The following is a 12649-nucleotide window of genomic DNA, read 5'->3' as shown; positions in this document are numbered from 1 at the left end:
TGCCTGGAGGTCCCACCGCTCAGGCAGACAGCCTCTGTGCAGTCGCGCTTCCGGCTTCGGCCAGAGCCAGCTGAGCGGCGAGGATCCTGAGCTTCGGGAGGTATCCCTCGATCTCGTTGATCACCTGACGGAGGTCGGCGGCGCTGAGATCCGTCCAATTGTCGAGATGCATTCCACAGGTGGGTACACCGTCGTAGGTCGCCAGGAAAGCACCGAGATAGGACCTATCTCGGCCCATGCTGGGGGAGTCGACGCAGCCGAGTGCGATCTCCGCGCCCTCGCAGTCGTAGTGGGGTGCGGCACCCTTCAGGCACCAGGGATGGGTGACGCACTGGTCGGTGCGCGGGCGGCCGGCGCTGGCTGGCGGAATGCCGTCAGCTACGAGACGCTCGACTTCTTCGTCGATGCGGTCGGCCTGGTCCCGCAACTGCGCGCTGAAGCCACGGGCCTCGTCCTGGGTCAGTTCCAGGTCGGCGTAGTAACCCCAGAGCTCGATGAGCGGTGCGCACTCTTCCTCGGTGCGCCAGGTACGGCGGACCGTGAGGACCGGGTCCTTGGCAGGACCGTAGACCGTGTGCTCAGGACCGTGATGGTCGAACTGATTGCATTGGGGCACCGAACTTCTCTGGGCGAGGTGATCTATGACGCATCCGGGCATCTCGGTGCACGACTGAGTGGCTATCGGCGCCGGCGTCGGGTCCGACGCCAGGAGCGACGACGCTGCGGCTTCTGAGGGGAAGTGGCTGAGGTAGGCATTGTTCGGCATAACGCTCCGTAGGTCGCGGGAATCGACGTGTTCGCGACTTTTCCAGCGACCACCGGATGACTGGAGCTAAGTTGAGAAACCGTACTGACGTACGTCGCTGGAGGGCTACGCTGGTCAGATCGTGAGGTGTGCATCCCCATGGTCAGTTTGGGGCACCATCCCCGGAATCGCCGACCAGCTCGTCGTCGGCAAGCACGTCGCGAGGCGGTTGTCTCAGATCGTGCTGATGGGGTACGACGGCTTCATGCTTCGTTGGTCTCCCCTCAATGAGCGTCAGCTCTCGCTTCTGACCCGTATCGGCGGGGACGGGAGCCCGGTCACCTCGGACGAGTCTGAACTCGCCCATAGCGCCCGTGCTCTGAAGGAGCGCGGACTCATCAGCATGCCGAAGGCTGTGGGGGTGAAATGGCGGGCTGAGATCACCGATGCTGGCCGCTTCTATCTGGAGCATGGGCACCACCCGGACCGCCCGACCCCGAAGCCAAAGACCGTGGTCCGGTCCCCTGCCGACCCGGCACCACAGAGCAGGCCCGTAGAGACTGGCCAGCTGAGCGACAAGGCCGGCACACGAGCGCCAGCAGTTCGGCAGCAGCCGAAGGAGTCCAGGGCCGTGAGCGGTCCGGCGCTGATCGAGCGGGTCCAGCAGGCGGGGCGCTTCTTGACGATCGCCGATCCGTCGCCGGAGGAACGGGCAAGGCTGCGCAGGGCCTTCGACGCGGCTCGCACTTGTGCACCTAAGGGCTATCAGCTGAAGTACAGCGGCCGGGAGAAAGGCGATTTCTACCTTGGCCTGCTGCGTGACAACGGGCTGGATGAGACCGAGTGGAACCGGATTCGGCTGCAACGCAGCCGGGTCATCACGGACGTGGACGCTGTGGTCGCAGCGTTGGAAGCCGATCACAGCGCCTTCGAGGTCTCCGAGGAGGTACTCCCTCGCGTGCTGTCGATCGTCCGTCTCATCGCACAGGAGGCGCTGTCGCGCCACGGTGACGTGGCGATCTTGAAGAAGCGGAAGCAGCCGCGGCCGCTCCTCTCCGTCCATGGCAGGACATGGGAGTTGAGCTTCAAGGAGCGGCAGAAGCACGTCAAGTACGTGCCCCAGGCCGCGGGACGGCGCAAGACGTACGACTGGCAGCGGGTGACTCCTGCTCACCGGTCCGAGCCGTCCGGTGAACTCGACCTCCAGGTCGTCGAGGCGCCCCAGGGGGGTTACGGATACGGCGGTGGCTGGAAGACCGACTGTGCCGACACTCCGAAGCGGCCGGTGGAGGAGCAGATCAGCTCGCTCTTCCGGAAGCTGAAGACGCGCGCCGAGGAACAGGAGCGCCTCCAGCTGGAGCGCGAAGCCGAGCAACGTCGGCTGCGGGAGGAGCGCGAGAGGGCGGAGGCCGAGCGGCAGCGCTTGGCGGCCGAGGAGAAGGCACGCAAGCAGCGGGACTGGGAGGCTGCGGTCGCTGCGGCTGGCGCCAAGGCCGTCGAGGCCTCACGCCTTGAGAGGTTCGGGTCGGCGCTGGAACGGTGGCAGGGGGCGCGGGAAATCCGGGAATTCTGTGCGGCACTGGACGAAGCCGCGAGCCGGACTGGCAACGAGGGGGAGGTGCGGAGGTTCCGCGAGTGGGCCGCTTGGGGCAGAGCAGAGGCGGACAGGATCGACCCGACGGCGCTCGGAAGAGGTCTCGGTGTCGAAGCCTTCGAGACCGAGCCTACGGCCGATGAGCTGAGGCCGTTCCTCAACGGCTGGAGCCCGCATCGGCCGGAGAAGGAGGCACCGCCCGCCCCGCCCGTCCAGCCGCGGCAGCAGACCGACCCGTGGCGCGACGTCAGCGCCGCACCTCAGGGCCAAGGCTGGAGATACGGACCCCAAGGTCGCGCTCAATGGTGGAGGCGATGACGCCGTGCCCCCGGTCGCGCAGAGCCTTCAGAGCCCGTTCGACGATCGTGCCAAGCCGCTCGACCTCGGCCCGTAGCGCGAGCAACTCGTCGAACCGCTCCACCCGTTCCTGACCGCACCACTCGCGAACGGTCCGCAGTAGCTCATCCTCCGCCTGCAGCTTCCGTTCGTCGCGACGGCGGTTCCACGACTGCCACGAGGGCTGCGTACGTTCCTGGTCGAGGGCTTCCTGGCGGCGCTCGACCTCCGGGAGGATCTCCTCGGCCAGGACCTCTGCGGCTCGCCGGGCGATTCGCTCGGTGACCGGCCAACCCGCCAGGATCAGGCCGGTGCGGTTCTCATGGACCATCGGGTCTGCACGCAGCTCAGCTGCATCGAGCCCTAGCCGGTCAGCGGTGGCATCGAGAGCCGTGAGCTCCAGCACGCCGGCATCGACCGCAGTCGTGCGCAGCCGTAGATGGCTCTTGGGACGGACGAAGCCGAGAACCATTCGGGCAGTCTCGAACTCGGAGGTCTTCCGCACGTGCCGGGATGCCTCGACCAGCGCCAGTTCAGCAGCATCGTCGCTCTGGAAGACCGCGACGTCATCCCACAGCGCCACCAGGGAAGCAGGAGCAACCCAGTCCTGCAGGCCTGCGTCCTCGCCTTCGAGGAATCTGATGTGCACCTGAGCGGCCCGGCGCGGGCCGCCGACCCGGACGATCTCTACACGGCGGATCACACTGCCGAGCATCTTGGGCTGGGCGCGGTACGCCCAGTTCTCGCCGATCTCCATCCTGCTATTGAGCCAGGTCAGTGCAGATCGTCGCTACCACTTCCCTGTAGTTCGTTGTGGTCGGACCGCAGCGCGGCTGCTGACGGTCTGAACCGGACATGCGAGGGCCCGGACCGTTCCCGGTCCGGGCCCTCGCCGCTGTGCCGGTCAGCGTCCCAGGGTGGTATCGGCGGGGATTGTTCCGAGGCGGCCGGCCTGGAAGTCCTCCATGGCCTGCTGGAGCTCGCGGTGACTGTTCATCACGAACGGACCGTAGTGGGCGACCGGCTCGCGGATCGGCAGGCCGCCGAGCAGCACCACCTCGAAGTTGGCGCTGCGCGAGTCCTGCTTCTCGTCGGCCCGGATGGTGAGGGAGTCGCCCTCGCCGAAAACCACGGCCTGGCCCATGTGGAACGGCCGCCGCTCCTCGCCGGCCGAGCCGCTGCCGGCCAGCCCGTAGGCCAGCGCGTTGAAGTCGGCCCGCCACGGCAGGGTGACCTGGGCGCCAGGGTTCACCGACACGTGGGTCATGGTGATCGGGGTGTGGGTGGCACCGGGGCCCTGGTGGCCGTCGATGTCGCCAGCAATCAGCCGGACTAGCGCGCCGCCGTCCGAGGAGGCCAGTAGCTTGACGCTGGTGCCGCGGATGTCCTGGTACTTGGGCGCGATCATCTTGTCGGCGGCGGGCAGGTTGACCCAGAGCTGCAGCCCGTGGAAGAGGCCGCCGGACAGCACCAGCGACTCCGGCGGGGTCTCGATGTGGAGCAGCCCGGAGCCGGCCGTCATCCACTGGGTGTCGCCGTCGGTGATCACCCCGCCGCCGCCGTGCGAGTCCTGGTGGATGAAGGTGCCGTCGATGATGTACGTAACGGTCTCGAAGCCCCGGTGCGGATGCCAGGGAGTCCCCTTCGGCTCACCAGCCTGATAGTCCACCTCGCCCATCTGGTCCATCATGATGAAGGGATCCAGGTACTTCTGGTTGATCTTGGCGAAGGCGCGGCGAACCGGGAAGCCCTCGCCCTCGAAGCCCTCGGGGGCGGTGGAGACGGCCAGGACGGGGCGGGCGACAGAGCCCTCGGCGGGGGCCGCGATGCGCGGCAGGATCAGCGGGTTCTCAACGGTCACGGCGGGCATGCCGGCCTCCTCAGTTGGGTTGGATTGCGATGTTCGTCCTGCGTCTCCGCAGGTCAGAGCCCTCTTGCGACTAGTCCCCCAACTGGACTAGCTTTTGGGCTCGCCGGCCGCGTAGTCCACCTCGCCCATCTGGTCCATCATGATGAACGGGTCGAGGTACTTGGTGTTGATCTTGGCGAAGGCGCGGCGGACCGGGAAGCCCTCACCCTCGAAGCCTTCGGGGGCGGTGGCGACGGTGAGCACCGGCCGCGGGGTGGCGACGACCGGGTCCGGCGTGGTGACGCGCGGGAGGGTCAGCGGGTTGTCGACGGTCACGGCGGGCATGTCGGCCTCCTTCGAGGGGGGTTCTCTGGCCTACGTCCACGAGGATAGTTCAATCCTCAACAACAAGCAAGTTGAAAGTTGAACTATGTGTCGACGAAGGAGCGCGGGGCTCCTCGTTCAGGATGGGTCAGCCGTACATCCGGCGCATGGTGAAGTCGACCATCTGCTCGACCGCCTTGGCGTCGAACACCATCCGGTGCTCGCCCTCCATGTCCAGTGCGAAGCCGTAGCCGGTCGGCAGCAGGTCCAGCACCTCGGCGCCGGTGACGGTGAAGTGCTTGGAGTCCTTGCCGGCGTAGCGGCGCAGCTCCTTGAGCGAGCTGAACATCGGGATCACCGGCGTCGGCGTGTTGTGCAGTGCCAGGAAGCCGGGGCGCTCGCCGCGCGGGCAGTGCACCTTCGAGGTGATGAAGATGGCCTGGAAGTCCTCGACCGCCATCGAGCCCGTGGTGAAGGCGCGCACCGCGTCCGCCAGGGATGGCGGGGAGGGCTCCGGGTACAGCGACTGCTGGGGCGCCTGCCCCTGCGCGCCGTACGCGTCCGGTCCGGGCATGCCGTTCATGCCCGGCTGCGGACCCGCCTGCTGCTGGTAGGGGTCACCCGGGTATGCGTTCTGGTCATATCCGTACACACGGACAGGCTAGCGGGAGCGCACCCGCCCGCGCTGGCGTCGATCCTGACAAGGAGTGGTCGTCCCGGCTTGTGGGACGTGACCACGTTCATACCGGATTCACCGTCGGGGGCTTGCCCAAGTTACCGCTGGGTAGCATCATGATGCCTACTGGTGGGTACGGGACGCCCGAAACGCGGCGGTCACCCGGAAGCGACGAACCGGAGAAAACGGCCATGGGTCACTACAAGTCCAACCTGCGGGACGTGGAGTTCAACCTCTTCGAGGTGTTCGGTCGCGACCAGGTGTACGGCACCGGGCCGTTCGCGGACATGGACGTCGAGACCGCGAAGAACATCCTCAGCGAGATCGCCCGCCTCGCCGAGAACGACCTCGCCGCGTCGTTCGCCGACACCGACCGCAACCCGCCGGTCTTCGACCCGGAGACCAACACCGCCCCGATCCCGGCCACGTTCAAGAAGAGCTACCAGACCTTCATGGACGCCGAGTGGTGGCGCCTGGGCATCCCGGAGTCCATCGGCGGCCAGGTCACCCCGAACTCGCTGATCTGGGCCTTCGCCGAGCAGATCCTGGGCTCCAACCCCGCCATCTGGATGTACTCCTCCGGCCCGGCCTTCGCCGGCGTCATCGCCGAGGAGGGCACCGAGGAGCAGCTCGAGGTCGCCAAGCGGATGACCGACCGCCTGTGGGGCTCCACCATGGTCCTCACCGAGCCCGACGCGGGCTCCGACGTGGGCGCCGGCCGCACCAAGGCGATCCAGCAGGAGGACGGCTCCTGGCACATCGAGGGTGTCAAGCGCTTCATCACCTCGGGCGAGCACGACATGTCCGAGAACATCATCCACATGGTGCTGGCCCGCCCCGAGGGCGGTAAGCCGGGCACCAAGGGCCTCGGTCTGTTCATCGTCCCCAAGTTCGACTTCGACTGGGAGACCGGCGAGCTCGGCGAGCGCAACGGCGTCTACGCCACCAACGTCGAGCACAAGATGGGCCTCAAGGCCTCGAACACCTGCGAGATGACCTTCGGTGCCAAGCACCCGGCCAAGGGCTGGCTGCTGGGCGAGAAGGTCGACGGCATCCGCCAGATGTTCAAGATCATCGAGTTCGCCCGGATGATGGTCGGCACGAAGGCCATCGCCACCCTCTCCACCGGCTACCTGAACGCCCTGGAGTACGCCAAGGAGCGCGTGCAGGGTGCCGACATCTCCCAGTTCCTGGACAAGACCGCCCCGCGCGTCACCATCACCCACCACCCGGACGTGCGCCGCTCGCTGCTGACCCAGAAGGCCTACGCCGAGGGCATGCGCGCGCTGGTCCTGTTCACCGCGTCCGTCCAGGACGACATGCTGGCCGCCAAGCTGCGCGGCGAGCGGGACGAGGCCGCCGAGCGCCTCAACGACTTCCTGCTCCCGATCGTCAAGGGCTACGGCTCGGAGAAGTCCTACGAGCAGCTCGCCCAGTCCCTGCAGACCTTCGGTGGCTCCGGCTACCTGCAGGAGTACCCGATCGAGCAGTACATCCGCGACGCCAAGATCGACACCCTGTACGAGGGCACCACCGCGATCCAGGGCCAGGACTTCTTCTTCCGCAAGATCGTCAAGGACGGTGGCCAGGCGCTCACCGCCCTCAACGAGCAGATCCAGAAGTTCCTCGGCTCCGCCGAGGGCGGCGACGCCCTGGCCGCCGAGCGCGAGCTGCTCGCCAAGGCCGCCGGCGACCTGGAGGCCATCGTCGGCAAGCTCATCGCCGACCTGACCTCGGTCGAGCAGGACGTCAAGAACATGTACAAGGTGGGCCTCAACACCACCCGCCTGCTGATGGTCTCCGGCGACGTCGTGGTCGGCTGGCTGCTGCTGCGCCAGGCCGCGGTGGCCCTGGCCAAGCTGGAGGCCGGCGCCTCCGAGAAGGACGTGCCGTTCTACCAGGGCAAGGTCGCGGCCGCCCGCTTCTTCGCCAAGAACGTCCTCCCGACCATCGCCCCGCAGCGGGCGATCGCCGAGGGCATCGACAACGAGATCATGGAGCTGGCGGAGGAGGCCTTCTAAGGCCCTGCGCGCTCTGCTGACTGCCTGACGACACCCTCACGCCGAAGGGCCCGGCTGCCACCGGGCCCTTCGGCGTCTTCGCGCGGGCGAGGCGCCCCAAGGCCCGGAGGCCGTACGGGAGTTGGGCCCAGCGGTCCGGCTGTGGTCCGGCTGTGGTCCGGCTGTGGACTGGCTGTGGGCCGGGTGCGGGCCGGGTGTCGAAGGGCTCCGGCGCCGTGCCCGGCGGGGGAGGCGCGGCCCCCGTGCCGCGGTCCGCTGACGGTGTGCGACCGGGCGGGACCAGGGCGTGAAGAAGGGCCGGTGGGAGGCGGGTTCGGGATCGTGCCGGTGTTCCGAAACCCCTGCCGGGGCCCGAATGCCATGTCCGTGTACGGGCATATGCTCAAGGTGCGAAGCCGATCCCCCATCCGGCTTCGGCCCTCCCTCGACCCTGGAGCAGTATGTCGACCGCCGCCCGCCGGGCCTTCTTCGACCGGACGCACACCGACGATCTGATCGCGTTCCTCGGCACCTCGCCGTCCCCGTACCACGCGGTCGCGAGCGCCGCCGAGCGCCTGGAGAAGGCGGGGTTCCGTCAGGTCGCGGAGACGGACGCCTGGGACGCGGCGGCCGGCGGGCGCTACCTGATCCGCGGCGGCGCGCTGATCGCCTGGTACCTGCCGGAGGGCGCGGGGCCGGAGACGCCGTTCCGGATCGTCGGCACCCACACCGACTCGCCCAACCTGCGGGTGAAGCCGGTCCCCGACACCGGCTCCGCCGGGTGGCGGCAGGTCGCGGTGGAGATCTACGGCGGGGTGCCGCTGAACACCTGGCTGGACCGTGACCTCGGCCTGTCCGGCAGACTCGCGCTGAAGGACGGAAGTGCGCGGCTCGTCCAGCTGGACGAGCCGCTGCTGCGCGTGCCCCAGCTCGCCATCCACCTGGACCGCCAGGTCAACGACGGCATGAAGCTGGACCGGCAGCGGCACGTCACCCCGATCTGGGGCCTCGGCCCGGTCGACGAGGGCTCGCTGATCGGCTACGTCGCCGAGCGGGCCGGGCTGGCCGTCGAGGAGGTGGCCGGCTGGGACCTGATGACCCATGACGTCCAGCCCGCCTCCTACCTGGGCCGTGACCGCGAGCTGCTGGCCGGCCCGCGGCTGGACAACCTGCTCTCGGTGCACGCGGCCACCGCCGCGCTGGCCGCCGTGGCCCTCGCCGCCGCCGGGGGCGAGGTGGCGCTGCCGTACATCCCGGTGCTGGCCGCCTTCGACCACGAGGAGACCGGCAGCGAGTCGGACACCGGCGCGCAGAGCCCGCTGCTCGGCAACGTGCTGGACCGCACGGTGTACGCCCGCGGCGGCTCCCCGGAGGACCGCGCCCGGGCGCTGGCCGGCACCGTCTGCCTGTCCTCGGACATGGGCCACGCCGTCCACCCGAACTACTCCGAGCGGCACGAGCCGGGCCACCACCCGCTGCCGAACGACGGGCCGATCCTCAAGGTCAACGTCAACAACCGCTACGCGACCGACGGGGTCGGCCGGGCGGTGTTCGCGGCCGCCTGCGAGAAGGCCGGCGTGCCGTGGCAGAGCTTCGTCTCCAACAACGCGATGCCCTGCGGGACGACGATCGGTCCGATCACCGCGGCACGGCTGGGCATCAAGACGGTGGACTGCGGCATCGCCGCGCTGTCCATGCACTCCGCGCGCGAGCTGTGCGGGGCCGAGGACCCGTACCTGCTGGCCAGCGCGATCAAGGCCTTCCTGGAGGGCTGAGCACGGACGCTGTGACGCGCGGGGGCCCGCCGGTTCGCCGACGGGCCCCCGCGCCTCGCCCGGCTACTCCATGCCCGCCAGGACCAGCGGGAGGCGGCGCACGCCGTCGGCGACCAGCTTCACCGGCACGCCCCAGTCCTGCTGGTGCACATGGCAGGCCGGGTACTCGATCTCCGGGTCGTCGTCGCAGGAGGCGGCCATCGCCGAGACGTGCAGCACGCCCTCGGTCACCTCGTCGGAGAGCACCAGCTCGCGGGAGAGGGCGGAGTCCGCGCCCGCACCGGAGACCAGCAGCTCGGGCGGGGTCGAGCTGACCAGCAGCCGGGTGGACGGGCCGTAGCGCTCGTCCAGCTTCTGGCCGCTCGGCGCCTCGAACACCACGTCCAGCCGCAGGGCGCCCGGGGCGACCTCGGTGGCCGCGCGCTGGGTGCGGTGCGCCACCGACTCCACCCGCACCGCCTCCTCCGGCAGCCGCAGCCTGGTCAGCCGGTGCCGGGCCGACTCGACCACCACGATGTCGCCGTCGACCAGCACCGCCCCGGAGGGCTCGCGCAGGTCGGTGGCCAGCGTGGTGACCTCGCCGCTCGCCGGGTCGAAGCGGCGCAGCGCGTGGTTGTAGGTGTCGCTGACGGCCACCGAGCCGTCCGGCAGCACGGTGACGCCCAGCGGGTGCTGGAACAGGGCCTGGTCGGCGGCGCCGTCCCGGTGGCCGAAGTCGAACAGCCCGGTCCCGACGGCCGTTTCGACCGTCCCCGTTTCACGTGAAACGAAGCGCAGCGCGGAGGTCTCCGAGTCGGCGACCCAGAGCCGCTCGCCGTCCGCGGAGACCGCGAGGCCGGACGGCTGGGCGAACCAGGCCTCGGCGACCGGGCCGTCCACCAGGCCCTCGTTGGTGGTGCCGGCCGCCACGCCGACCGTGCCGGCCGCCGGGTCGTACGCCCACAGCTGGTGCACGCCCGCCATCGCGATCCACAGCTTGCCGTCGAACCAGGCGACGTCCCACGGCGAGGAGAGGTCCACCTCGCGGGCCGGGCCCTCGGTCGGCGAGCCCTGCCACCACTGGCGGCCGGTGCCCGCCAGGGTGGTCACGCTGCCGTCGGCCAGCCGCACGCCGCGCAGCGCGTGGTTCACGGTGTCCGCGACGACCACGTCGTAGTCGTGGCCCTCCGGCAGCAGCGCCAGGCCCTGCGGCTCGCTGAACCGCGGGCTGGTGCCGTCCACCAGGCCGCGCTGCCCGTCACCGATCCGGCGCACCACCTTCTCGCCGTCCTCGGCCAGCTCGACCAGCGAGTGGTGGCCGGAGTCGGCCACCAGGAAGTGGCCGTTCGGGAGCCGCACCGCCTTGCCGGGGAACTTGAGGTCCTCGCTGCTCGGCTCCGGCGGCACGTACGGGCCGTCGCCGCGGCGCAGCGTGCCCTTGGCCTCGTGCTCAGCCTCCAGCTCGGCCACCAGCCGGGCAATCGCGTGGGCGTGGCCCTCACCGGCGTGCTGGGCCACCACGTAGCCCTCGGGGTCGATCACCACGAGGGTCGGCCAGGCCCGGACGGCGTACTGCTTCCAGGTCGCCAGGGCCGGGTCGTCCAGCACCGGGTGGTGCACCTCGTACCGGGCGACGGCGTCCACCACGGCCTGGTGGTCGGCCTCGTGCACGAACTTGGGGGAGTGCACCCCGACGATCACCACGGTGTCGCGGTGCCGCTCCTCGAGCTCGCGGAGCTCGTCCAGGACGTGCAGACAGTTGATGCAGCAGAAGGTCCAGAAGTCTAGTACGACACACTTACCTCGCAGGTCGGCAAGCTTGAGTTCCTTGCCGCCTGTGTTGAGCCATCCACCGGCGCCGACCAGCTCGGGGGCGCGGACACGTGCACGAGAAGCCATGCCCCAATCAAACCTCACGCCCCCCGTCCGCATTCCGGCGCAGGGCGTCACACCGTGGAACGAGGCCTGCGCTGATGTTTGGCGGCCTTGTAGGCTGCGACGGATTTGCGCGACGAGCGCCAGACTCCGTCGGTGCCCTGTACGGCGTTCAGACGACCGCGCTGGGCTGCCTGCCGGAGAGCCGCGAGGGACAGCTCTTCATCAACCAGCGCGGCGAGCGGGACCATCCTCGCGGGGCCGGCCACGTTGGGGACGATGAAGCGGTTGAGGTTGTCCTCCATGGCCCGGGCGATCAGTTCACCGAGGCTGCCGTAGTCCCCTGCGTCCGCTCTGCGCAGCGCAGTCAAGTATGCGTCCCGTTGCCGCTTGAAGATGATGATCGGCGGATATCCGAGGCGGACGAGGACAAGGTTCATGACGAGTCGGCCGGTTCGGCCGTTGCCGTCGAGGAACGGGTGGATCCGTTCGAACTGGTTATGGATGCGGGCCAGTTCTTCGGGGAGCGGGCGGCCGAGATCCGGGCCCTTCTCGATCAGCTGGCCAACGGCGCAGACCTCGTTAACCCACTGCTCGACCTGTGCCGGCACTAGCGGCCAGCGCGGCGGTGTCATTCCCTCGGAGAAGGGGGCGATGTCGTGTTCGCGGAAGTTGCCGGGGCCCTCACGGTCGCCGGCCTCGGGGTGGGGCGCCACGTTCCAGACCGGGGTCATCGCCGTGTGGTGGATGTGGCGGATCTCGCCGAGGGTGACGAGGCGCCCGTCATCATGCCAGGCATCGGGTTCCAGCGCCTGGCCGTAGACCCAGCGGGCTGCGTCGGCGTATCCCTGGACCTCGTTGTACTCGCTGAGCGGCTTCGCTCCGACGGCTCGCCCTTGGTCCAGAAGTGCTTGCACCTCACGCAGAACCAGCGTATTGCCCTCAAGCGCGGTGGAGTGGTGGGCCTCCTGATGCCAGATGTCGTCCCAGATCTCGTGGGCTTCTCTGGGGCTGGGAAGTCCGCCGAAGCGCTCGTTCAGCTCGGTCAGTGCGCCGGTGAGTCGGTTGTAGACAGTGCTGCGGCTGGGCCTGCCTCGTCCGGCCAAGGTCGCTCTCCTCGGAGTTGATACATGCCATGACTGGCTAATTGAACTTATCAACTTCGAGGTCGGCCGAGGGGTTGACCGGTGCATGCTGGCCCTGGAGCGGCAAGATCCCTACGAGAAGGTCCAGAAGTCGAGGACGGTGATCTTGCCTCGGAAGTCGGCGAGGGTGAGGGTCTTGCCGCCGGTGTTCAGCCAGCCGCCTGCTCCGATGAGTTCGGGGGCGCGGACGCGTGCACGAGATGCCATGGGTGTATCCAACCGTATTGGGGGTGGGGGCATTCAGGGGGTGTGTGGGGGCCGCTGCGCGGGGCTTTGGTTCGGGGGTGGGCTTTCGGGAGGGTGGGTTGGTCCGGGGGCGGTTCCGGGGGTGGGCGCTCCGGGGGCTGGGTG

At 69.1% G+C, this 12649-nt stretch carries 10 protein-coding genes and 1 pseudogene; 3 read left to right on the top strand and 8 right to left on the bottom strand.

Annotated elements, in window-relative coordinates:
* Positions 1-19: 19 nt before the first annotated feature.
* A complete protein-coding gene (locus ACIQWA_RS13085; protein WP_402481639.1) occupies positions 20-766 on the bottom strand; it encodes a DUF6907 domain-containing protein in 747 nt (248 codons plus the stop codon).
* A 121-nt stretch (positions 767-887) separates the two neighbouring features.
* Here ACIQWA_RS13085 and ACIQWA_RS13080 point away from each other — a divergent pair, with 121 nt between their 5' ends.
* A complete protein-coding gene (locus ACIQWA_RS13080; RefSeq protein WP_402481636.1) occupies positions 888-2657 on the top strand; it encodes a PE-PGRS family protein in 1770 nt (589 codons plus the stop codon).
* On the opposite strand, the gene ACIQWA_RS13075 is transcribed toward ACIQWA_RS13080, so the two are convergent.
* The 4 genes and pseudogenes from ACIQWA_RS13075 to ACIQWA_RS13060 form a co-directional block, all read right to left on the bottom strand.
* The gene (locus ACIQWA_RS13075; protein ID WP_402481634.1) at positions 2587-3432 is read right to left on the bottom strand and encodes a PE-PGRS family protein; all 846 of its coding nucleotides are present in this window, start codon (positions 3430-3432) and stop codon (positions 2587-2589) included. The genes ACIQWA_RS13080 and ACIQWA_RS13075 overlap by 71 nt on opposite strands.
* 147 nt (positions 3433-3579) lie before the next feature.
* Positions 3580-4545 carry a pirin family protein gene (locus tag ACIQWA_RS13070; protein ID WP_402481631.1) on the bottom strand — a complete coding sequence of 322 codons (966 nt, stop codon included), beginning with the start codon at positions 4543-4545 and terminating at the stop codon, positions 3580-3582.
* Between the two features lie 108 nt (positions 4546-4653).
* Positions 4654-4869, bottom strand: a pseudogene (locus ACIQWA_RS13065) (pirin family protein); the annotation flags it as partial.
* Positions 4870-4996: 127 nt separating this feature from the next.
* Complete coding sequence (locus tag ACIQWA_RS13060; RefSeq protein WP_380408510.1) at positions 4997-5500, bottom strand: SseB family protein; 504 nt, start codon at positions 5498-5500, stop codon at positions 4997-4999.
* 215 nt (positions 5501-5715) lie between these two features.
* Here ACIQWA_RS13060 and ACIQWA_RS13055 point away from each other — a divergent pair, with 215 nt between their 5' ends.
* Positions 5716-7545 carry an acyl-CoA dehydrogenase gene (locus ACIQWA_RS13055; RefSeq protein WP_360239611.1) on the top strand — a complete coding sequence of 610 codons (1830 nt, stop codon included), beginning with the start codon at positions 5716-5718 and terminating at the stop codon, positions 7543-7545.
* 440 nt (positions 7546-7985) lie between these two features.
* Positions 7986-9299 (top strand): M18 family aminopeptidase, encoded by a 1314-nt coding sequence (locus tag ACIQWA_RS13050; RefSeq protein ID WP_402481629.1) that lies wholly within the window; start codon positions 7986-7988, stop codon positions 9297-9299.
* 63 nt (positions 9300-9362) lie between these two features.
* Here ACIQWA_RS13050 and ACIQWA_RS13045 read toward each other — a convergent pair whose 3' ends face one another.
* The 3 genes from ACIQWA_RS13045 to ACIQWA_RS13035 form a co-directional block, all read right to left on the bottom strand.
* Entirely contained in the window at positions 9363-11177 is a 1815-nt protein-coding gene (locus ACIQWA_RS13045) for an NHL domain-containing thioredoxin family protein (protein WP_402481626.1), read from the bottom strand.
* Positions 11178-11224: 47 nt separating this feature from the next.
* Positions 11225-12259, bottom strand: coding sequence for a Fic family protein (locus ACIQWA_RS13040; protein WP_402481623.1), 1035 nt, complete (start codon positions 12257-12259; stop codon positions 11225-11227).
* A gap of 111 nt (positions 12260-12370) precedes the next feature.
* The gene (locus ACIQWA_RS13035; RefSeq protein ID WP_402482459.1) at positions 12371-12505 is read right to left on the bottom strand and encodes a hypothetical protein; all 135 of its coding nucleotides are present in this window, start codon (positions 12503-12505) and stop codon (positions 12371-12373) included.
* Between the last annotated feature and the right edge of the window lie 144 nt (positions 12506-12649).

The organism is Kitasatospora sp. NPDC098652 (assembly GCF_044760155.1).
Taxonomy (GTDB): Bacteria; Actinomycetota; Actinomycetes; order Streptomycetales; family Streptomycetaceae; genus Kitasatospora.
The sequence above is the reverse complement of the archived record's forward strand: the minus strand, read 5'-3'. Positions and strand labels throughout refer to the sequence as shown.

What these genes read in the sequence shown, in the direction of transcription:
- ACIQWA_RS13085 (WP_402481639.1), bottom strand. Translation starts at nt 766, where the DNA reads ATGCCGAACAATGCCTACCTCAGCCACTTCCCCTCAGAAGCCGCAGCG.
- ACIQWA_RS13075 (WP_402481634.1), bottom strand. Translation starts at nt 3,432, where the DNA reads ATGGAGATCGGCGAGAACTGGGCGTACCGCGCCCAGCCCAAGATGCTC.
- ACIQWA_RS13070 (WP_402481631.1), bottom strand. Translation starts at nt 4,545, where the DNA reads ATGCCCGCCGTGACCGTTGAGAACCCGCTGATCCTGCCGCGCATCGCG.
- ACIQWA_RS13055 (WP_360239611.1), top strand. Translation starts at nt 5,716, where the DNA reads ATGGGTCACTACAAGTCCAACCTGCGGGACGTGGAGTTCAACCTCTTC.
- ACIQWA_RS13050 (WP_402481629.1), top strand. Translation starts at nt 7,986, where the DNA reads ATGTCGACCGCCGCCCGCCGGGCCTTCTTCGACCGGACGCACACCGAC.
- ACIQWA_RS13045 (WP_402481626.1), bottom strand. Translation starts at nt 11,177, where the DNA reads ATGGCTTCTCGTGCACGTGTCCGCGCCCCCGAGCTGGTCGGCGCCGGT.
- ACIQWA_RS13035 (WP_402482459.1), bottom strand. Translation starts at nt 12,505, where the DNA reads ATGGCATCTCGTGCACGCGTCCGCGCCCCCGAACTCATCGGAGCAGGC.